The sequence below is a fragment of the Nonomuraea monospora genome, from assembly GCF_039531895.1.
Taxonomy (GTDB): Bacteria; Actinomycetota; Actinomycetes; order Streptosporangiales; family Streptosporangiaceae; genus Nonomuraea; species Nonomuraea monospora.
Genome location: NZ_BAAAQX010000060.1, coordinates 18,677 through 36,184, shown reverse-complemented (window position 1 = coordinate 36,184; position 17,508 = coordinate 18,677). Strand labels below are relative to the sequence as shown.

Below are 17,508 nucleotides of genomic sequence, written 5' to 3'. Positions count from 1 at the left end.
TGCTCCGGACGTACGAGCAGGGGGAGAGCAGGAGCACGACCATGGACACCAACCTTTCGACCGGCCGGCGGGGGCTGCGGGCCGCGGTCCGCACGAAGGACGGCTGGGCCGTGCAGCACGCGGTCGTCACGGTGACGGACACGTCCGGGCAGCAGGTCGTCCGGGCGGAGGCCGACGCCGACGGCGTCGTGTCGAGCGGCCCGCTGCGGCCCGGCGTGTACACGGCCGTCGCCACCGCGATCGGCTACGCGCCGGCCGCGCTGACGGCCATCGTGACCGCGTCCGGCGTGGCCGAGCTGGGCACCGTGGTGCTGGCCAGGCAGGGCGGCTCCGACCTGCCGCCGCCCGGCCCCTGGACGCTCGACCCGGCGCACTGCACGATCGCGGCGACCGCCCAGCACCTCGGGCTCAGCACCGTACGCGGGCGGTTCCGGCAGTTCGCCGGGCGGATCGAGGTCGGCGCGAGCCCGGAGACGTCCAGGGTGGCCGCCGACATCGCCGCCGCCTCGATCGACACGGGCAACGCCACCAGGGACGACCACCTGCGCTCGGCCGACTTCCTGAGCGTGGCCGCGCATCCGATGATCTCCTACCGCGGCACGGGGCTCAGCCCGGCGGGCCCCGACTGCTGGACCGTCCACGGAACGCTGACCCTCGCGGGGGTGACGCGGCCCGTGGACCTCGACCTGGCCTACCTCGGCACCGGCCCGGACCCGTGGGGCGGCCTGCGGGCGGCCTTCCACGCCGAGACGGAGCTGCGGCGCGAGGACTTCGCGATGACGTACAACCAGGTGGTGCGGGCCGGGATCAACCTGGTCGGCGCCACGGTCAAGGTCGAGCTGGACATCCAGGCCGTACAGGGAACCGCTCTGCCCTAGCCCGGAGGCCGCGCCGCACCGCGCCTGAACATCCTCGCCTTCGCGGTCAGGACGTCTTCGCGGGACGGTAGACGAGGTACAGCACGCCCGTCGAGAACGTCTCCGACTTGACCAGTTCCAGCGGCACGGTGGTGTCCCCCTCGTCGAAGAGCCGCTCGCCCTTGCGCACCGCGATCGGGTGCACCAGCAGGTGCAGCTCGTCCAGCAGCCCAGCCTGCAGCAGTTGCCGCACCACCGAGACCGAGCCGCTGACCGCGATGCGCCCGCCCTCCTCGTTCTTCAGCGCGGTGACGGCCTCGGTCAGGTCGCCCCGCAGCAGCTCGCTGTTGCGCCAGGTGAACTCCAGCGCCTGCCGCGAGACGACGATCTTGCGCGAGTCGCCGAGGATCTTGGCGTAGCCGGCGTCCTCGCCGCCCTCGGCCTCGATGGCGGGCCAGGCGCCGGCGAAGCTGTCGTAGGTCTTGCGGCCCAGCAGCAGGGTGTCGGCCATCTGGCTGCCCACGGCCGCGCCCATCTCGTCGTTGAAGTAGGGGAAGTGCCACTCTCCGGGCTCCTCGACGACGCCGTCGAGGGAGATGAAGAGGCTGGCGGCGATGGTCCTCATGATGTTCGCTCCTGTGGTCCGGCTCTGCGTTCCTGATGTGCTCGTAGCTTCTCGGAGCGGGCTTACGGATGTCTTAAGGTCTTCCTCCCGCCGACCTTAACGCCCGCGGGCGTGTCACCTTTCCGGCCCGTTCGGCCTCTTAGGGGCATGACGAGCAGACAACCCATGAGGGTGCTGAGAACGCCGGACGACCGCTTCGACGGCCTCCCCGGCTACCCGTTCCAGCCGCACTACGCCGAGATCGACGCGGGCGACGGCCACGGCACCGCCCTGCGCGTGCACTACCTCGACGAACGCCCCGCCGGTGAGCCGTCGGGGGAGACCGTGCTCCTCCTGCACGGCGAGCCGACCTGGAGCTACCTCTGGCGTGACCTCATCCCGCCGCTGGTGGCGGCCGGTCACCGGTGTGTCGCGCCGGACCTGGTCGGGTTCGGACGCTCCGACAAGCCCGCCGACCGCTTCGACTACACCTACCAGGCCCATCTCGACTGGTTGCGCGCCCTCGTGTTCGGCACGCTCGACCTGGACGGGGTCACGCTGGTCTGCCACGACTGGGGCGGCCTGCTCGGGCTGCGGCTGCTCGCCGAGCACCCCGGCCGCTTCCGCCGCGCCGTCGCCACCAACACGATGCTGCCCGCGGGCGACCAGGACATGGGCCCGTTCTTCGTCCACTGGCTGCAGTCCAGCCAGCGCTCGAACCCGTTCAAGGTGGCCGCTGTCCTGGCGCGCAACCTGCGCGCCGGCGCGGACCCCGCCGTGCTGGCCGCCTACGACGCGCCGTTCCCCGGCGAGCCCTACCTCCAGGGCGCGCGGCAGTTCCCGCTGCTCGTGCCGATCTCCCCGCAGGACGAGGCCGCCCCGGGCAACCGTGAGGCGTGGCGCGTGCTGGAGACGCTCGACCTTCCGTTCCTGTGCGCGTTCGGCGAGCACGACCCGGTGAGCCGCGTCCACGGGGAGCGGATGGCCGAGCGCATCCCGGGGGCCAAGGGGCAGCCGCACGTCACGATCGCCGACGCCGGGCACTTCCTCCAGGAGGACCAGCCGCGGCGGCTGGCCGAGACGATCGCGGGCTTCATCGGGAGCACCCCGTGACCGGGAGCGCGTTGGCCGCCAGGCCCCGGTTCCTCGCGGCGATGCGGGTCACGGTGATCCTCCAGGCGGTGGCCCTGCTGGTCCAGGCGGCCACTGCCGGGACGCTGCTGGCCTCACCTGACGGGCGGGCGCTGCACGGCGTCACGGCGCTGGCGGTCGTGGCCACCGCGGCGGCCCAGCTTCTGGTCGCGGTCCTGGTGTGGCGGCCGGGCGGCGGGTCGCCGCGGTTCATCGCCGGCAGCGCGTTCATGCTCGTCCTGTCCCTGGCCGCGGCGGCGCTCGGTGACCTGCACGCGCCCGAGCTGCACGTGCCTCTCGGCACGCTGCTGTTCGGCGGGAGCGTCGTGCTGGTGGTGCGGGCCTGGTCGGGCCGCCGCGCCTGAGGTCGCCACAACGGGGTTCAGGCGGTCTTCGCGGTGCGGTGCAGGCGGAGGGCGGAGACGAGGAAGAAGACGCCGCCGACGGTCGCGTACCCGGCGAGGCTGGTCAGGGACGCGGCCGGCGTACCGGACTGGAGGATGAACCCCGTCCCGGCGAGCGTGGAGATCCCCCCGCTGAGGATCATCGGCCACTGGCCGCCGAGCCCGCGGCGGCTGACGGCCACGATGAGCTGCACGATCCCGGCGGTGATGGCCCAGACGCCCCACACGCGCAGCACGGCCGTCACGCCCGTGCCGGCCGTGACGGCCAAGCCGACGGCGGTGAGCGAGCTGAGGGCCAGGTTGACGTACAGGGCCGCGGTGGGGCGGGCGGTCCTGGACGAGCGCAGGTCCACGATGGCGGCGGCGACGTCGAACAGGGGGTAGACGACGAGCAGCGCCACGCTCACCGGGCCGATGGACGGCCCGGTCAGGAACAGCAGGATCGCCCAGACGAGGGCGAACCCGAAGCGCGTCACGTAGAGGTTCCGCAGTGCCACGGCGGTGGGGCGGGTGTTCGTGTCGGTGGCGGTGGTCATGCTCTGTCCTTCTTCGTACGCTCGGAGCTAGGTAGAATGACTAGTAACTCTACCGATGCTGACGTTAGCCCGGCGGGACGGCCGGCGCAAGAGGAGGGACGCGTATGATCTCGGGCATGGTCAGCCCCATGCGCGAACGACTCCTCGAAGCCGCGAGCGAGCTGTTCTACGCGCACGGGCTGCGCGCGGTGAGCGTCGACAAGGTCATCGACCTCGCCGCCACCACGAAGGTGACGTTCTACCGGCACTTCAAGAGCAAGGACGAGCTCGTCGTCGCCTACCTCGAACGCCGCGCCGCACTGGAGCGGGACGGCATCGGCCAGGCCATGAAGCAGGGCGACGGCGACGTCGAGGCCACGCTGCGGGTGATCTCCGAGGCGATCGGGGCCATCGCCTGCGCGCCCGGCTTCCGCGGCTGCCCCTTCATCAACGCCGCCGCCGAGTACCCCGACCCTGACAGCCCGATCCGCAAGGCCGTGGACGCGCATCGCCGGTGGAACAGGGCGACGTTCGAGCAGCTCATCGCGCCGCTCGGGATCCGGAACCCGGCGGAGGTCGCCGACGATCTCATGTTGGTCCGGGATGGCGCCATGGTCGCCGGCTACCTCGACGAGCCGGCGGCCGTCGCGGCCTCGTTCCTCCGCAGCAGCCAGGCCGTCATCGGCGGCGGCGGAGGCTCGGCCCGGAGCTGAGCGCGCCGCCGCCGGGCGGTGGCGGGCGATAAATGTGGCGACGCCGGGAGGCGTCCTCGCCATAATGGGCCGATGTGACAGAGATCGAGGTCGTCGTCGCCCACAGCGAACGCGCGACGTTACGCGCAGGCGACGTCTTCCTGAAGATCGACAGCGTTCAGACACGCATCGACGTAGAGGTCGAGGCGATGGCCCTGGCGCCGATCCCGACCCCGCAGGTCCTGTGGCGCAACCCGCCCGTTCTGGCGCTCGCCGCCGTCCCTGGTACGGCGCTCGGCCGCCTGGGCGAGCCGTCGGACGCGTCCCCTGCGGCCTGGGCCGCGGCGGGCGCCGCCGCCCGCATGCTGCACGACGCCCCGCCGCCGCCCTGGCCGGGCGGCCGGAACCTGGAGGAGGAGGCGTCGCGCCTCGACGACGAATGCGCCTGGCTCATCGCGAACGACGTCCTTCCCGCCGACGTCGTCAAGCGCAACCGCCGGATCGCCGAGGACGCGCTGCGGCCGGGCGCCCCGGCGTTCACGCACGGAGACCTGCAGCTCACGCACGTGTTCGTCGAGGGTGACGAGATCACCGGCGTGATCGACTGGTCAGAGGCGGGTCAGGGCGACCCCATGTACGACCTGGCCACCTTGACGCTCGGCCACGAGGAGCACCTCGCCGACGTCGTGGCCGGCTACGGCGCGGACGCCGAGGTCGAGGTGATCCGCGCGGGGTGGTCGCTGCGCAGCCTGCTGGCGATCCGCTGGCTGGCCGAGCACGGCTTCGACCCGGCCCTGCCGGGCTGCGAGGTGGACGTGCTGATGTCCGCGGCGTCGAGGGGCTGACGTCAGGGTGTGCACTCCGTGACGCCGTCCCGCAGACCCAGCCGACCCTCGTAGATCGCCACCTTGTGGGAGATCAGCTTGAGGCACTCGTCCAGCTCACGCATCTGCGCGACCACCCGATCCCGATGCTCGCGCAACACCTCCAGCCGCTCCACCTCATTGCCCTGCCCCGCCCTGACCAGCTCGGTGTAGCGCCGGATGTCGGTCAACGGCATGCCGGACGCCCGCAGCCGCATGCACACGCCCAGCCAGCCGACGTCGTCCTCGCTGTAGATTCGGTGCCCCGCGACCCCCCGGCTCACCGGCTGGGCCAGCAGCCCCTCCCGCTCGTAGAAGCGGAGCGTGTGCACGCTGAGCCCGGTGCGCTCGGCGACCTGGCCGATGCTCAAACCCGACATGCGGCCCAGTTTGCCCTAGAGTCGGCTCTAGGTTCTACGGTTCCGAAGCATGAGACATCGCATCCTCGGCGGCACCGGTATCGAGGTCAGCACCCACTGCCTGGGCACCATGATGTTCGGCTCGGCCGGCAACCCCGACCACGCAGACAGCATCCGCATCATCCACACCGCCCTCGACCACGGCATCAACTTCGTCGACACCGCCGACATGTACTCGGCGGGCGAGTCCGAGGAGATCGTCGGCAAGGCGCTGCAGGGGCGGCGGGACGACGTCGTCCTGGCCACCAAGGTGCACTTCCCGATGGGGGAGGGGCCCAACAGGGGCGGCAACTCGCGGCGCTGGATCGTGCGCGAGGTCGAGGCGAGCCTCAAGCGGCTGCGTACCGACTGGATCGACCTCTACCAGATCCACCGCCCCGACCACCGCACCGACATCGAGGAGACCCTCTCCGCCCTGACCGACCTGGTGCGGCAGGGCAAGATCCGCGCCTTCGGCAGCTCCGCCTTCCCGGCCCACGAGACGGTCGAGGCCTACCACGTGGCCCGGCAGCGCGGCCTCTACCGCTTCCGCACCGAGCAGCCGCCGTACAACATCCTGGCCCGCGGCATCGAGGGCGACGTCCTGCCCACCGCGCAGCGGCTCGGCCTGGGCGTGCTCACCTACAGCCCGCTGGGCTGGGGCTTCCTGACCGGCCGCTACCGCAAGGACCGGCACGTCGACCTGGCGCGCGGCCGCGCCGCCCGCGCGCCGGAACGCTTCGACCCGTCCATCCCGGTCAACGCGGCCAAGCTGGACGTCGTCGAGGAGCTGGTGAAACTGGCGGACGAGATCGGCTGCACCCTGCCCGCGCTGGCCATCGCCTTCGCCGCGTCCCACCCGGCCGTCACCTCGGTCATCCTCGGCCCGCGCACCATGGAGCAGCTCGAAGGCCTGCTGAAGGGGGCCTCGCTGGTGCTCGACGACAGCGTGCTCGACCGGATCGACGAGCTCGTACCGCCCGGCACCAACGTCTACCACCCGGTCGGCCTCTGGAGCCCGGCCCCCTTGACCGACCCCGCCCTGCGCCGCCGCCCCGTGGGGCATCGCGCCGCCGCGAGCTGACCGGGCGTCCGCCGGCGATCGTCAGGCTCATCATGGGGGGATGACAAGCATTCCCGGCGGGAGGTGTGGTGAGCCAGTATTACCAGGTCGGCGAGCAAGTCCTCTGGAACCCGTCGAACGGGGTGTCCGCGCTGTTCCTGCGATCAGCCGACGCCCTCGCCCCGGAAACGGGCCTGCCGACGGGGCTCAGCCCGATGGAGAACGACGAGTGCCAGATCGACCTGGAGGTCTTCACCGCCTTCGTGAGCGCCCTGGTCGAGCGCTACGAGCGGACGAACCATCCCATCCTGCACGCCCTCATGGAGGGCTTCATCGCCACCGCACTGGTGCTCGTCCAGCGCGGCGGCGCCGAACTCCACCGATCAGAGCTCGACGGCTGGCGGGATGTCCAGGTGAGCGGGCCTGCCACCCGACTGCCGGAGGGCAGCGCCGGGCGTTGGGCGGAGCTCACGGCGCGGCACGCCCGGGCGATGCCGCGCTGAACACCACCGAACGGATCAGGGCTGGGAGCGGATGGCGGCGATGGCGATCTCGCCGCTGACGGCGTGCGCCGCGACCACGGGCGCCACCACACTGTCGACGATGACCGTGGCCAGATCGGCCGACCCGGACGTGTAGCTCACGCCGTCCACGATCGCCTCCTCCGCGACAAGAACCGGCACGTCGGAAGCCTGCCTGCGGCCGGGCACGTGGATGAGCTGAACCCGTTCCCCCCGCTGCAGGTCATAGGGCGCCTGGCCGGGCTTGAGCGCCAGCCCCACCCTGACCGCCCGCCCCGCCACCGCACCGCCGTCACCACCCCTGATCATCGGCCGGGTGAGCAACGTGCCAGGCAGCACCGTGACCGCCGCCACGGCCGCCGCCACCTTCTCACGCTCCGACCAGGGCCAGTACGCGGCCCCGTCGTCGGCGACGCGCGCCTCCTGCAGCGCGTCGGGGCCCAAGGGCTGACCGGCGCCGACCTGCTTGACGACGCGGACGACGGACGTACGCTCGTCGGCCCGCATCACCAGCGTCATCGTGGCCAGCGCGCCACCGAGCACCAGCAGCACGGCGAGCGCGGCGAGCCCCGGGCTGCGTTGGCGGGACCACTGCGGCAGCCCACGGGAAGCGACTCCAGTCAGCACACGGTCACTTTGTCACTGCGGGTGATCGAGCACCATCGAAACGTAGGGAACGGGTTCGTCCCAGGCTCAGATCCACCCCTGCTGCTTGGCGAGCAGGGCGCCCTGGAACCGGTTGGCGGCGCCGAGCCGTTCGAGCAGCTCGGCCACGTGCCGCCGATAGGTCCGCAGGCTCACCCCCATCTCCCTGGCCGCCACCTCGTCCTTGCGGGTGCCGGCCAGCAGGTACAGCACCCGCCGCTCGCGCAGGGTCAAATCGGGCGCGTCGCGGGGTTCGAGGTCCTGCGCGTGGGCCCAGACGCGCTCGAACAGGTCCGTCATCGTCGCGACGACCCCCGCCTGCGAGATCATCAGGGCGCTCCGCTCGCCGCCGCCGGGCTCGCTGGGGACGAAGACCACCGAACGGTCGACGATCACCATCTGCTGCCCGTCGTCGTCGACGAGCCGGTGGTGGTCGCCGGCGCGGTGCAGCGTGACGCAGTACTCCATGAGCTCAGGGTCGAGCAGGCTCTGCCGGGAGACGATGGTGCGCCAGCGGGCGCCCTCGCCGAGCCGCTGGAGGTGGACGGGCAGCCTGCCGAGGCAGGGCCGGTAGCGTTCGGGCTGCATGGCCAGCACCTCCTGCGCGTCGAGCGCCAGTGACCAGATGCGTTCGTTGATCCGGTCGGCGCCGTCGATCTGCTCGACGGCGACCGTGCGGTCGGGCCCGCGCTGTTGCGCGCTCAGCAGGTGCACCGCCTCCCACGCCGCCGAGATGCGGCGCTGCTCGGCGTTCGTCTCCAGCAGCCGCCGCCGGATGAGGCGGCTGATCCCGATCTCCGGATCGACGGCGACGGGCCGGCCCGACGGGTCGAAGCGGATGAGGCCGAGCGCCGAGAGCCGCTGCAGCGCCGCTCGCAGGCCGTCCGGGTCGCACGCCGTCGTTTCGCGGCCGCACAGGAGGTCGTGGTAAACGATCTCCTCGAAGTCGGTCAGTCCGAGACTGCTGAGGCTCATGTGGCTCCCGATGTAGCGAAAGGGGCCGGCGCGGCTGGTGGTGCGCCTGTGACAGCAAGCTGCACGGCATTGCAGGTTGCTGTCGGCCCCGACTGCTTACTTCAGTTGATCATCCGTGGTTATTGTCCAGGTGTCGGCGGCGCTGATCACCCAAATCGCGTATGTCGGCCTTGGCTGGCATTCCCCCACCGCCGGCTCGCACCAGAGGAGGATCCCTGTGTTCCGTGCACTCAACGAGATGAGCGATCGGCTGCTGAGCAGGTTGCTGCCCACCACCACCGCCGAGGCCGAGCCCTGCTGGTGGACCTCGACCGGCATCCGCTGCTGCATCTACGCCGGCAAGACCTACTGCCGCTGACCCTCCGGCCGAACGGATCAGCGGCATGGAGTACGTCGCGCTGGCCGCCCGCTGCGCCCTGGGGATCGTCTTCCTGGCGGCGGTGGCCGGCAAGGTGCGCGGGCGGGAGGCGTTCGAGGCGTTCCGGCGATCGGTGCCGGCGCTCGTCCCGCTGCCGCGCGGCCGGGTCCCGGCCGCGCTGCCCGCCACGGTGGTCGCCGTCGAGACGGCCACCGTCCTGCTGCTGACAATGGAGTTCACGGCGCCGGCCGGGCTGGGCCTGGCCGGTGCCGTGCTGCTGGCCTTCTCCCTCGGCATCCGGTACGCGCTCCGCTCGGGCAGCCGGGCCCCCTGCAACTGCTTCAGCACCTCGTCGGCGCCGCTGAGCCGCCGGCACCTCGTCCGCAACGCCGTCCTGATCGCGGTGGCCGTCACCGGCCTGGCAGCCTCATCCACACAGGCGGGCACGCAGGCGCACCCCGCCGGAGCGGTCCTGGCACTCGCCGCCGGCGGCCTGATCGCGCTGTTCGCCGTCTTCACCGACGACCTCGCCGACCTCCTGCACCCGGTCCCACCCCCGCCCCGCTGAACCGTAAGGGACGCCGATGTCCTTCCTCGTGGCCGCCGTCGTCTTCGTCGGCCTGCTGAGCGCCGTCAACCTGTTGCTGCTGCTGGCCGTGATCCGCCGCCTGCGCGAGCACGCGAACGTCCTGCGGACCGTGGCTGGAAGTCCGGTGCCCCCCGCCTTCACCCCGCCGGGCACCCGGCTCCCCGACTTCACCGCGACGGACACCACCGGCGCGCCCGTCAGCCGGGCCACCTTCGGCGCCGCGGGCGGCACGACCGTCGTCGGCATGTTCTCCACCGACTGCTCCGCCTGCGACGAGCACCTGCCCGAGTTCGCCGAACGAGTCCGCCACCTGGGCCGTGACCGCGTCCTGGCGCTGGTCGTGGGCGGCGGGCCGAAGGCGGAGACGTTCACCGCCGCCCTCGCCGGCCACGCGACCGTGGTCACCGAGGAGCGCGACGGCCACCTCTACACGGCCTTCGGACGCCCGCCGTTCCCCGGCTTCTACCTCGTGGACGGCGCGGGCGCCGTGACGGCGTCGGCGCACTCCACGCACGAGCTGCCGATCCCCGCGAACGTCTGACCGGCATGGCGACCCCCATGCCCGGCCGGATCCGCGTCGCCGCAGCCCTCGCCTGGAAGGCCCACCCGGTGGCCGCCGTGGGCGCGGCCGTCCTCGGCGTGCTCGGCGGGCTGGCGCCGGTCGCGACCGCCTGGCTGACGAAACTCGTCCTCGACGCGCTCGTCAGGGGCGACGGGTTCGCCGCGCTCGCCCCGGCGGCCGGCGGGCTCGCACTCAGCGGCCTGGCCGTCATCGTGCTGCCGCACGTGTCCGACTACGCCAAGGCGCAACTGCGCAGGTCGATCTGCCTGCTCATCTACGACCGGCTGTTCCGGGCGGTCAACCGCCATCCCGGGCTCAGCCGGTTCGAGACGCCGGGCTTCCACGACACGCTGCGGCTGGCGTACGAGTCGAGTCACAGCGCGCCGGACCGCCTGGTCGTCGGCGCGCTGGCGATCGGCCAGGCGGTCATCACCCTCGCGGGCTTCACCGTCACCCTGGCCGCCGTCAACCCGCTCATGGTCGCCGTCATCGTCGTCGCCGCGCTGCCCTCCGTGCGCATCCAGCTTGTGCTCAGCCGCAAGCGTGCCGAGGTGATGTGGGACATCACGCCCGCCATGCGGCGCCAGGTGTTCTACGGCGACCTGCTCACCCGGCCGGAGGCGGCCAAGGAGGTGCGGCTGTTCGGCCTGGGCGACCACCTGCGCGAGCGGATGCTCGGCGAGGTGCGCGGCATCAACAGGGCCGAGCGCGACGTGGACCGCCGTGCGCTGCGCAGCCAGGGAGTGATGGCGCTGCTCGGGAGCGCTGTCGCGGCCGGCGGGCTGCTGTGGGCGATCCTCAGCGCCGCCTCCGGCGGCATCAGCGTGGGCGACGTGACGGTCTTCGTCGCCGCCGTCGCGGGCGTCCAGGCGGCACTGACCGCGATCGTCAGCCAGTGGGCGGACGTGCACAACGCGCTGCTGATGTTCGGCCACTACACGGACGTGGTGGCGGCCGAGCCCGACCTGCCCGTTCCGCGCGAGCCCGCCGCGCTGCCCGCGCTGCGCGACGGGATCGAGCTGCGCGACGTGTGGTTCCGCTACAGCGAGGAGCACCCCTGGATCCTGCGCGGGGTGGACCTGTTCATCCCCTCCGGGCGGACGGTGGCCCTCGTCGGGGTGAACGGCGCGGGCAAGAGCACGCTGGTCAAGCTGCTGTGCCGGATGTACGACCCGATCCGCGGACGCATCACCTGGGACGGGGTGGACCTGCGCGACGCGGACCCGGCCGACCTGCGCGCCCGTATCGGCGCGGTGTTCCAGGACTACATGGACTACGACCTCACCGCCGCCGAGAACATCCTGCTGGGCGACCTGACGGCGGACGGCGAGCAGGTCCGCGACGCGGCCCGCCGCGCGGGCGTCCACGAGACGGTCACCGCGCTGCCGCGCGGGTACGACACCATGCTCAGCCGCCTGTTCGGCGACCGCGACGAGCAGGCCGGGGTCTCCCTGTCCGGCGGGCAGTGGCAGCGCCTCGCGCTGGCCCGCGCGTTCATGCGGCAGCGCCAGGACCTGCTCATCCTGGACGAGCCCAGCTCCGGTCTCGACGCCCAGGCCGAGCACGAGGTGCACACCAGCCTGCGGGCCTACCGGGGCGAGCGCACCAGCGTGCTCATCTCGCACCGGCTGGGCACCGTGCGCGCCGCCGACCTCATCGTGGTGCTGAGCGAGGGGCGGATCGCCGAACGCGGCACGCACGACGAGCTGATGGCCATGGGCGGTGAGTACGCCCGCCTGTTCACGCTGCAGGCCGACGGCTACGCGACCGGGTCTCCCGACGGGCCGGAGGACAGTCTGCGTACCACCACGCCGAGCACGCGGTCTGCCGGGAGATAGCCGTACACCCGTGAGTCGGCGCTCGACGTGCCGTCCCCCACCACCACGAGCGCACCTTCGGGCACGCGCGCGCCGGGCGTCGCCGCCGCGGCCTCCGCCACGTCGGCGGGCACGGGGTCGCCCGGCAGCGCGGTCACCCGCTTGATCGCCCAGGGAGGCGCCGGCGGGCCCGTGCCCCACCCCGACGGCCGCGTGGACTCGAAGACCACCACCTGGCCGCGCCGCACCGCGCCGGTCCTGCGGACCAGCACCCGGTCACCCGGACGGTAGGTCGGCGCCATGCTCACACCGCTCACCTGGACGACGACGAGCCGGCGCCGGGCGACGACCGCGACGACGGCGAGCACTGCGACGGCGATGAGCGCGTACCACACGGGCCTCACTCTAGATCGTCGGAGACGATCAGGCGGCGGCCCGGTAGCCGGGGATGTCCTCGACGCGGTGGTAGACGGGCAGGCCGCGCTCGACGGCGATCCGCACGTCCTCATCGGCGCCGCTCGACTCACCCGGCAGCCGCAGGACCGCGTCGCAGTGCCGCAGCAGCCGCTCGGCCGTGGGATACATGATCTGCTCGGCGACCGGGTCGGTCGGCCCGGTGCCGCCCGCGCCGCGCAGCACGGGCAGCGCCACCCACTCGCCGATCATCGGGACGTGGCCGCTACGGAAGATCGGCCAAGCGGCCTCCTCCAGCCGGGCCAGGTTGCTCGCCATGAGTGCCGGGTCGTCGCCCGTGCCGGAACGGTAGGGACCTGCTATCAGAATCATCACGATGCGTCACTATAATCGGAAACAATCGGAAAGAACAAGGAGAAACGTGCATGCTGGCCGCCCAACGCCGTGAGCTGCTCCTCGACCGCCTCCACCGCGACGGCCGGATCATCGCCAAGGACCTCGCCGCCGAACTCGGCATCTCCGAGGACAGCATCCGCCGCGACCTGCGCGACCTCGCCGCCGCGGGCTTGTGCCAGCGCGTGTACGGCGGCGCGCTGCCCGTCTCGCCGGCCATCGCCGACTACGCCACCCGGCAGGGGGTCGAGGTGTCAGGCAAACAACGCGTGGCCGCCGCCGCCGCGGCGCTGATCCAGCCAGGCAGCACCGCGATCCTGGACGGCGGCACCACCGCGCTCGCGGTCGTCCGCGCCCTCCCGCTCGACCTGCGCGCCACCGTCATCACGCACAGCCCCACCGTGGGCAGCGCGCTGGCCGAGCACCGCGACGTGGAGGTGTATTTGATCGGCGGCCGGCTGTTCAAGCACTCCATGGTCGCCTGCGGCGCCGCCGCGGTGGAGGCCGCCCGCGGCCTGAACGCCGACCTGTTCCTGCTCGGCGTGACCGGCGTTCATCCCGAGGCGGGGCTGACCACCGGCGACGCCGACGAGGCCGCCATGAAACGCGCCCTGGCCAGGCAGGCCGCGGACACGTACGTGCTGGGCAGCGCGGAGAAGATCGGCGCCGCCTCCCGGTTCGCCGTCCTGCCGCTGGCGGAGGTCGCGGGGATCGTCACCGACGTCGATCCCGGCAACGCCACGCTGCGAGCGCTCGACGTGCCCGTCGTCCACGCCCCCTGACGCGGCAGGTCAGAAGTACTTCGAGGTCAGGTCGGTGGTCGGCCAGGACGACACGGTCACCTTGTTCATGTCGTCGTCGATCCCGTCGTAGTCGAGCGACCCCGTCTCCTCGCGCCGGTTGAACAGCAGGGCATAGCTGAACCCGTTCTGCAGCCGCGCCAGATAGCTGAAGGTCCCCGGCATCGACCCGTTGTGCCAGGTGTTGAGGTGACCGGTGACCTGGCGGCACCACCACCCGCCGCCGTACCAGGAGCCGTACTCGTTGACCCCGATCTCCGGCTTGGCCACCAGCTTGGCGATCGAGGCCGAGCTGAGCACGGTGCCCGGCCGGTCGAAGGCGAGCGTCCAGCGGACCAGGTCCACGGCGGAGGCCAGCCAGCCGCCGTTGGCGTCCTGGTTGGGCATGTTGAAGCCGCCGTAGGGGTACGGCACGGTGGTGCCGGACGTGTCCAGCACGGTCTTGTTCGTGTACTGCGACTCGTACCTGACCTCGCCGGCCACGGCCTCGGTCCTGAGGCTCTGGCCGAGCTGCATGCGGGTGATGCCGAGCGGCTGGAGCAGCTTGCTCTGGACGTACGCCTCGTAGGGCAGCCCCGAGACCTTCTCAATGATCCGGCCGAGCAGCAGGTACCCGTAGTTGCTGTAGACCATCTTGGTGCCCGGGGCGTAATCGAGGGGGCGGGCGGTGGCGTACCGGATGATGTCGTCATGCCCGATCGGCAGCGGCACGTCGAGCGCGGCCGAGATGGTGTGGTCCCGCCAGAGCTGGTCGCCGGAGACGTCGCGGTCCCAGCCGCCGAGGTGCTGCATGAGGCGCAGGACGGTGACCTGTTCCATCCGGGCGTCGGCCGGGGTGAGGCCGAGCAACTGGGTGACCTTGGCCGACAGGCTCAGCTTGCCGTCCTGCACGAGGCGCATGACGGCGGCCGAGGTGATGTTCTTGCTCAGGCTGGCGATCCGGAACAACGACGTGGGCGTCGGGGTGACGGGCGCCCTGGAGTAGTCGTCGAAGCAGTAGCCGCGGGCGAGCAGGATCTTGCCGTTCTTCATGATCGCGAGCTGCGCGGCCCTGATCTCGCGGTCCAGCACGAACTTCTTGAGCACGTTGTCGAACCCGGCCAGCTGGGCCGGCACCGTTCCCGACGTGCGTACGACAGGGGTCGGCGGCGCCGCCTGCGCCGGTCGTCCGGCGAGCAGCGCCGCCGCGGGCGCCGCCGCCAGAAGAGTCCTGCGGGAAAGGACCGTCACTTATGCCCCTTTAAGTAGCATCCGATGCTTGAGCCGCATATCTTACGGATGTCAGGGCCTCAGTCGAGGCACTTCCCGAGTCCTGGCGGCAGACTTGACCACCGCAGCCGCGCAGGCGCACACTCCCGCGACCAGAGCCGCCGCGGCCATCACGGTCAGCGCGTCGGGCTGGACCAGAGCCTGACCGCGCCGCGCCTGCCACAACACCAGCCCGGTGACCCCCGCGTAACCGGACGCCGCGACGACCACCAACGCCGTGCGGACGCCCGCCAGCACGGGAAAGCGGCGGCACGCCAGCTTCAACCCGATCGCGACCAGCGGAACCACCTGCATCGCGTGCAGCCCGACGAAGTGCGCCACCCGCAGGTCACCAGCGCCCGTCTCCCACCCGGTAACCGGCATGACCGCGCCCCCGTCAGGAGCCCCCACGCTGTGCGCCCCGATCGTCGCCAGCCGCAGCCCGCTCGCCAGACCCTCCGCCTGCCCAGGGGTGGGAGCGGTCATCAGATAACCGACCGACATGCCGGCCAGCGAGATCACCATCCCCAGCGGGATCGCCCACGCCATCGCCCGATCCACCCGCCGCTGCGCCACCAGGAAGACCCCCAGCGCGAAGGTCATCAACCAGCCCAGGTACGCGGCGCCGCCCATGACCATGAACACGGTCTCGTCCAGGCCGGTGGAGAAGTTGAAGTGACTGGGGACGCCGCGGGCCGCCTGGAAGGTGATGGCCGAGATCTCCGGAACGACGAACCCCGCCACGGTCACCGTGCCCAGCCACCACAACGTCCGCCGCCGGCGCCCGGCCTGACTGATCATCCAGGCGAGGGTTCCGGCGTACAGGCCGAAGGAGATCGCGAACTTGAACGGCTTGAGCCATACGCCCTGGCCGTCCACCAGCGTCCGCGCGTCGATCACCAGCCCCAGGGCGCTCACCGTGGCCAGCACCGCCATCGCCGCCGCGCACCAGCCGAGCGGGCCGTGCCAGGTGGTGACCTTCTGTTCCTGTTGCAGCAGTCGCGTGCTCATGATGACTCCCTCGCATCGTCTGAGTGCAACTCTGCTGGCCGCCGCGTTCGCCGCCCATGGATGTGATCACCGGCCCGGCATGACCTCCTCACAACCCGGACATATGGGGATATAGTGCGATTTCCCGTGGGTGGAAGATGAGGTCAACAGCATGCTGGATCGGTTCCTGCGAGCCTTCTCACTGACGGCGGGAACCGACGGTCACGTCCCCGAGGAACGCCCTTCAGCGGCCGACCGCCTGCTGTCGGCCTTCGGCGGATCCACCTTCAACGGCGGCCTCTACCGGATCCACACGTGGCAGTCCCGCGCTCAGGCCGACGCCTTCAACGCCCATGCTGGAGCCGGGGGCGGGAGAGGTGCTTGAGATTCCGTTGCCCTTTTCCGAGTTTCACGAGGGCGAACTGGTCGAGTACGCGGACGAGGCCTTGGCCAAGAGCTTCTACGAACAGTGGCGCGCCACCGACGCGGCGCCCCTGGGCTTCGGTGAGTGCGTGGGGTATGGCGTCCCGCTCTTCCTGGGCGGGGAGGACGGCCTCGCCAACTTGGGTCGATGCGACATCGCTATGTACTGGCACATCGCTGGAGAGCTTCGCCGAGGGACGGCGGAGCTGGCGCCGGGCACGACAATTGGTGACATCGCCATCGGGGCGACTCACACCTGAACTGAGCACCCGCTCGCGGGCGATCCACCAGCACCCGCGTGGGCTTGCTGGCCTGTTCGTACGGTGCGCAGCCCGTTGTCACCGGTGCGGACGGCGTGCCCGCCCGGCGACGGTGAGGTCATTCTCAAGCCTTTGCGCCTCGGTCGCGTCGCCGGACCCCGGCGGCCCCGCTCAGGCGTCTTGCCGCAATGCGGCGCGCCATCCGACATGGCGTACCGGCAATCGCCGGGCGGCTATCCCTCGGACTTCTTGGCTTGGCCGGGCGGGGTGTGCGTGTCCTCGCTGTTCTCCTTGTTCACCTGCCCCGGTGGCTCTCGGGTCTGTCCCGGCGGGGTGTGCTGGGAGGCCGCTTCCGGCGTGCTGGACGGCTGAGGCTCCGATGTCTCTTCGGCCTTGGCGGGGCTGGACGTCGCCGGCGCCGGGCGGCGCGACGTGGTCGGCGCGGCGGCCACCTGGGTCGTCCTGGCCGGCGCCGTGCGGACGACAGCCGGCCGTGTGGAGCGCTGCGGGCTGGGGGTGGTCTTCGGGCGGTGACGGCTGTGCTCGCGGGTCGGAGCGGTGGTGGTGGTGCGACGCGGCTGTGTGGCGCTCGTACTGGGGGAGGCGGTGAGATGGACGCGGGTGGCGACGGCGGGCAGCGGGGCGGCGGCGTGGTTCTCGGGGATGGGCACTTCATCGAGGACGGGCGAACTGGACGGGATGCCGGCCAGCAGCGCGGCGAGGGCGAGGTTGAGGAGCCCGGCCAGGACGGTGGAGATGCGTAACGCCTGTCCTCGGCGGGGCGGTCGTGTCGTCGAGTGGTCCGGCCGGGTCATCGGGGCCTGAGAGTCGGTGCTGCGGCCATGTGGGGTCCTCCGGAGGGTGCGGCGGGACGGCCTTTTCGATCTAGACACGGATGCTGACGGCGGTCAAGAGCCATTGACACGGAAAGGCTCGATGGCGCACGTTTCCGCAGGTGACCGAAGTGACGAGGGTCTGTGTACCCA

Annotated in this window: 24 protein-coding genes; 14 read left to right on the top strand and 10 right to left on the bottom strand. The window is 71.6% G+C overall.

Features of this window, described 5'->3' with window-relative positions; all coding sequences use genetic code 11:
• Nucleotides 1–41: 41 nt before the first annotated feature.
• Nucleotides 42–878 (top strand): YceI family protein, encoded by an 837-nt coding sequence (locus tag ABD331_RS57110; RefSeq protein WP_344495361.1) that lies wholly within the window; start codon nucleotides 42–44, stop codon nucleotides 876–878.
• 46 nt (nucleotides 879–924) lie between these two features.
• Here ABD331_RS57110 and ABD331_RS57105 read toward each other — a convergent pair whose 3' ends face one another.
• Nucleotides 925–1,482, bottom strand: coding sequence for a dihydrofolate reductase family protein (locus ABD331_RS57105; RefSeq protein ID WP_344495359.1), 558 nt, complete (start codon nucleotides 1,480–1,482; stop codon nucleotides 925–927).
• A 165-nt stretch (nucleotides 1,483–1,647) separates the two neighbouring features.
• Here ABD331_RS57105 and ABD331_RS57100 point away from each other — a divergent pair, with 165 nt between their 5' ends.
• Complete coding sequence (locus tag ABD331_RS57100; RefSeq protein WP_344495357.1) at nucleotides 1,648–2,574, top strand: haloalkane dehalogenase; 927 nt, start codon at nucleotides 1,648–1,650, stop codon at nucleotides 2,572–2,574.
• Complete coding sequence (locus tag ABD331_RS57095) at nucleotides 2,571–2,957, top strand: hypothetical protein (RefSeq protein ID WP_344495355.1); 387 nt, start codon at nucleotides 2,571–2,573, stop codon at nucleotides 2,955–2,957. The genes ABD331_RS57100 and ABD331_RS57095 overlap by 4 nt, the downstream gene beginning before the upstream one ends.
• A 17-nt stretch (nucleotides 2,958–2,974) precedes the next feature.
• On the opposite strand, the gene ABD331_RS57090 is transcribed toward ABD331_RS57095, so the two are convergent.
• Nucleotides 2,975–3,532, bottom strand: a complete 558-nt coding sequence (locus ABD331_RS57090) for a hypothetical protein (RefSeq protein WP_344495353.1) — start codon at nucleotides 3,530–3,532, stop codon at nucleotides 2,975–2,977.
• A 128-nt stretch (nucleotides 3,533–3,660) separates the two neighbouring features.
• Between ABD331_RS57090 and ABD331_RS57085 the strand changes: the two genes are divergently transcribed.
• A complete protein-coding gene (locus ABD331_RS57085) occupies nucleotides 3,661–4,224 on the top strand; it encodes a TetR/AcrR family transcriptional regulator (RefSeq protein ID WP_344495351.1) in 564 nt (187 codons plus the stop codon).
• Nucleotides 4,225–4,298: 74 nt separating this feature from the next.
• On the top strand, nucleotides 4,299–5,048 hold the full coding sequence (locus ABD331_RS57080) for a phosphotransferase family protein (protein WP_344495349.1): 750 nt from the start codon (nucleotides 4,299–4,301) through the stop codon (nucleotides 5,046–5,048).
• A gap of 2 nt (nucleotides 5,049–5,050) precedes the next feature.
• On the opposite strand, the gene ABD331_RS57075 is transcribed toward ABD331_RS57080, so the two are convergent.
• The gene (locus ABD331_RS57075; RefSeq protein WP_344495347.1) at nucleotides 5,051–5,446 is read right to left on the bottom strand and encodes a MerR family transcriptional regulator; all 396 of its coding nucleotides are present in this window, start codon (nucleotides 5,444–5,446) and stop codon (nucleotides 5,051–5,053) included.
• A 49-nt stretch (nucleotides 5,447–5,495) separates the two neighbouring features.
• Between ABD331_RS57075 and ABD331_RS57070 the strand changes: the two genes are divergently transcribed.
• Nucleotides 5,496–6,548 (top strand): aldo/keto reductase, encoded by a 1,053-nt coding sequence (locus tag ABD331_RS57070; protein ID WP_344495345.1) that lies wholly within the window; start codon nucleotides 5,496–5,498, stop codon nucleotides 6,546–6,548.
• Between the two features lie 68 nt (nucleotides 6,549–6,616).
• Complete coding sequence (locus ABD331_RS57065) at nucleotides 6,617–7,030, top strand: DUF6086 family protein (RefSeq protein WP_344495343.1); 414 nt, start codon at nucleotides 6,617–6,619, stop codon at nucleotides 7,028–7,030.
• Nucleotides 7,031–7,045: 15 nt separating this feature from the next.
• On the opposite strand, the gene ABD331_RS57060 is transcribed toward ABD331_RS57065, so the two are convergent.
• Nucleotides 7,046–7,675 carry a hypothetical protein gene (locus tag ABD331_RS57060; RefSeq protein ID WP_344495341.1) on the bottom strand — a complete coding sequence of 210 codons (630 nt, stop codon included), beginning with the start codon at nucleotides 7,673–7,675 and terminating at the stop codon, nucleotides 7,046–7,048.
• A 66-nt stretch (nucleotides 7,676–7,741) separates the two neighbouring features.
• The gene (locus ABD331_RS57055; protein ID WP_344495339.1) at nucleotides 7,742–8,668 is read right to left on the bottom strand and encodes a helix-turn-helix transcriptional regulator; all 927 of its coding nucleotides are present in this window, start codon (nucleotides 8,666–8,668) and stop codon (nucleotides 7,742–7,744) included.
• A gap of 217 nt (nucleotides 8,669–8,885) precedes the next feature.
• On the opposite strand from ABD331_RS57055, the gene ABD331_RS57050 reads away from it, so the two are divergent.
• Genes ABD331_RS57050 through ABD331_RS57035 form a run of 4 tightly spaced genes read left to right on the top strand, consistent with a single transcriptional unit; the run spans nucleotide 8,886 to nucleotide 12,015 of the window.
• Nucleotides 8,886–9,026: a hypothetical protein gene (locus tag ABD331_RS57050; RefSeq protein WP_187415001.1), complete on the top strand. Its 141-nt coding sequence runs from the start codon at nucleotides 8,886–8,888 to the stop codon at nucleotides 9,024–9,026.
• 25 nt (nucleotides 9,027–9,051) lie between these two features.
• Nucleotides 9,052–9,594, top strand: coding sequence for a MauE/DoxX family redox-associated membrane protein (locus ABD331_RS57045; protein WP_344495336.1), 543 nt, complete (start codon nucleotides 9,052–9,054; stop codon nucleotides 9,592–9,594).
• 16 nt (nucleotides 9,595–9,610) lie between these two features.
• A complete protein-coding gene (locus tag ABD331_RS57040) occupies nucleotides 9,611–10,156 on the top strand; it encodes a TlpA family protein disulfide reductase (protein ID WP_344495334.1) in 546 nt (181 codons plus the stop codon).
• 5 nt (nucleotides 10,157–10,161) lie between these two features.
• Complete coding sequence (locus ABD331_RS57035; RefSeq protein ID WP_344495332.1) at nucleotides 10,162–12,015, top strand: ABC transporter ATP-binding protein; 1,854 nt, start codon at nucleotides 10,162–10,164, stop codon at nucleotides 12,013–12,015.
• On the opposite strand, the gene ABD331_RS57030 is transcribed toward ABD331_RS57035, so the two are convergent.
• Nucleotides 11,937–12,389: a S26 family signal peptidase gene (locus tag ABD331_RS57030; RefSeq protein WP_344495330.1), complete on the bottom strand. Its 453-nt coding sequence runs from the start codon at nucleotides 12,387–12,389 to the stop codon at nucleotides 11,937–11,939. The two genes, ABD331_RS57035 and ABD331_RS57030, sit on opposite strands and share 79 nt — an antisense overlap.
• Before the next feature lie 28 nt (nucleotides 12,390–12,417).
• Nucleotides 12,418–12,783 carry a hypothetical protein gene (locus tag ABD331_RS57025; protein WP_344495328.1) on the bottom strand — a complete coding sequence of 122 codons (366 nt, stop codon included), beginning with the start codon at nucleotides 12,781–12,783 and terminating at the stop codon, nucleotides 12,418–12,420.
• Between the two features lie 50 nt (nucleotides 12,784–12,833).
• Here ABD331_RS57025 and ABD331_RS57020 point away from each other — a divergent pair, with 50 nt between their 5' ends.
• The gene (locus tag ABD331_RS57020) at nucleotides 12,834–13,583 is read left to right on the top strand and encodes a DeoR/GlpR family DNA-binding transcription regulator (RefSeq protein WP_344495326.1); all 750 of its coding nucleotides are present in this window, start codon (nucleotides 12,834–12,836) and stop codon (nucleotides 13,581–13,583) included.
• Between the two features lie 9 nt (nucleotides 13,584–13,592).
• Here ABD331_RS57020 and ABD331_RS57015 read toward each other — a convergent pair whose 3' ends face one another.
• Entirely contained in the window at nucleotides 13,593–14,831 is a 1,239-nt protein-coding gene (locus ABD331_RS57015; RefSeq protein ID WP_344495324.1) for a serine hydrolase domain-containing protein, read from the bottom strand.
• A gap of 51 nt (nucleotides 14,832–14,882) precedes the next feature.
• Nucleotides 14,883–15,860: a hypothetical protein gene (locus ABD331_RS57010; RefSeq protein ID WP_344495322.1), complete on the bottom strand. Its 978-nt coding sequence runs from the start codon at nucleotides 15,858–15,860 to the stop codon at nucleotides 14,883–14,885.
• Between the two features lie 151 nt (nucleotides 15,861–16,011).
• On the opposite strand from ABD331_RS57010, the gene ABD331_RS57005 reads away from it, so the two are divergent.
• Both ABD331_RS57005 and ABD331_RS57000 read left to right on the top strand, forming a co-directional pair.
• On the top strand, nucleotides 16,012–16,224 hold the full coding sequence (locus tag ABD331_RS57005; RefSeq protein WP_344495321.1) for a hypothetical protein: 213 nt from the start codon (nucleotides 16,012–16,014) through the stop codon (nucleotides 16,222–16,224).
• Nucleotides 16,217–16,522 (top strand): hypothetical protein, encoded by a 306-nt coding sequence (locus ABD331_RS57000; protein ID WP_344495319.1) that lies wholly within the window; start codon nucleotides 16,217–16,219, stop codon nucleotides 16,520–16,522. The genes ABD331_RS57005 and ABD331_RS57000 overlap by 8 nt, the downstream gene beginning before the upstream one ends.
• 233 nt (nucleotides 16,523–16,755) lie before the next feature.
• Here the strand turns inward: ABD331_RS57000 and ABD331_RS56995 are convergent, their stop codons facing one another.
• Nucleotides 16,756–17,337, bottom strand: a complete 582-nt coding sequence (locus tag ABD331_RS56995) for a hypothetical protein (RefSeq protein WP_344495317.1) — start codon at nucleotides 17,335–17,337, stop codon at nucleotides 16,756–16,758.
• Between the last annotated feature and the right edge of the window lie 171 nt (nucleotides 17,338–17,508).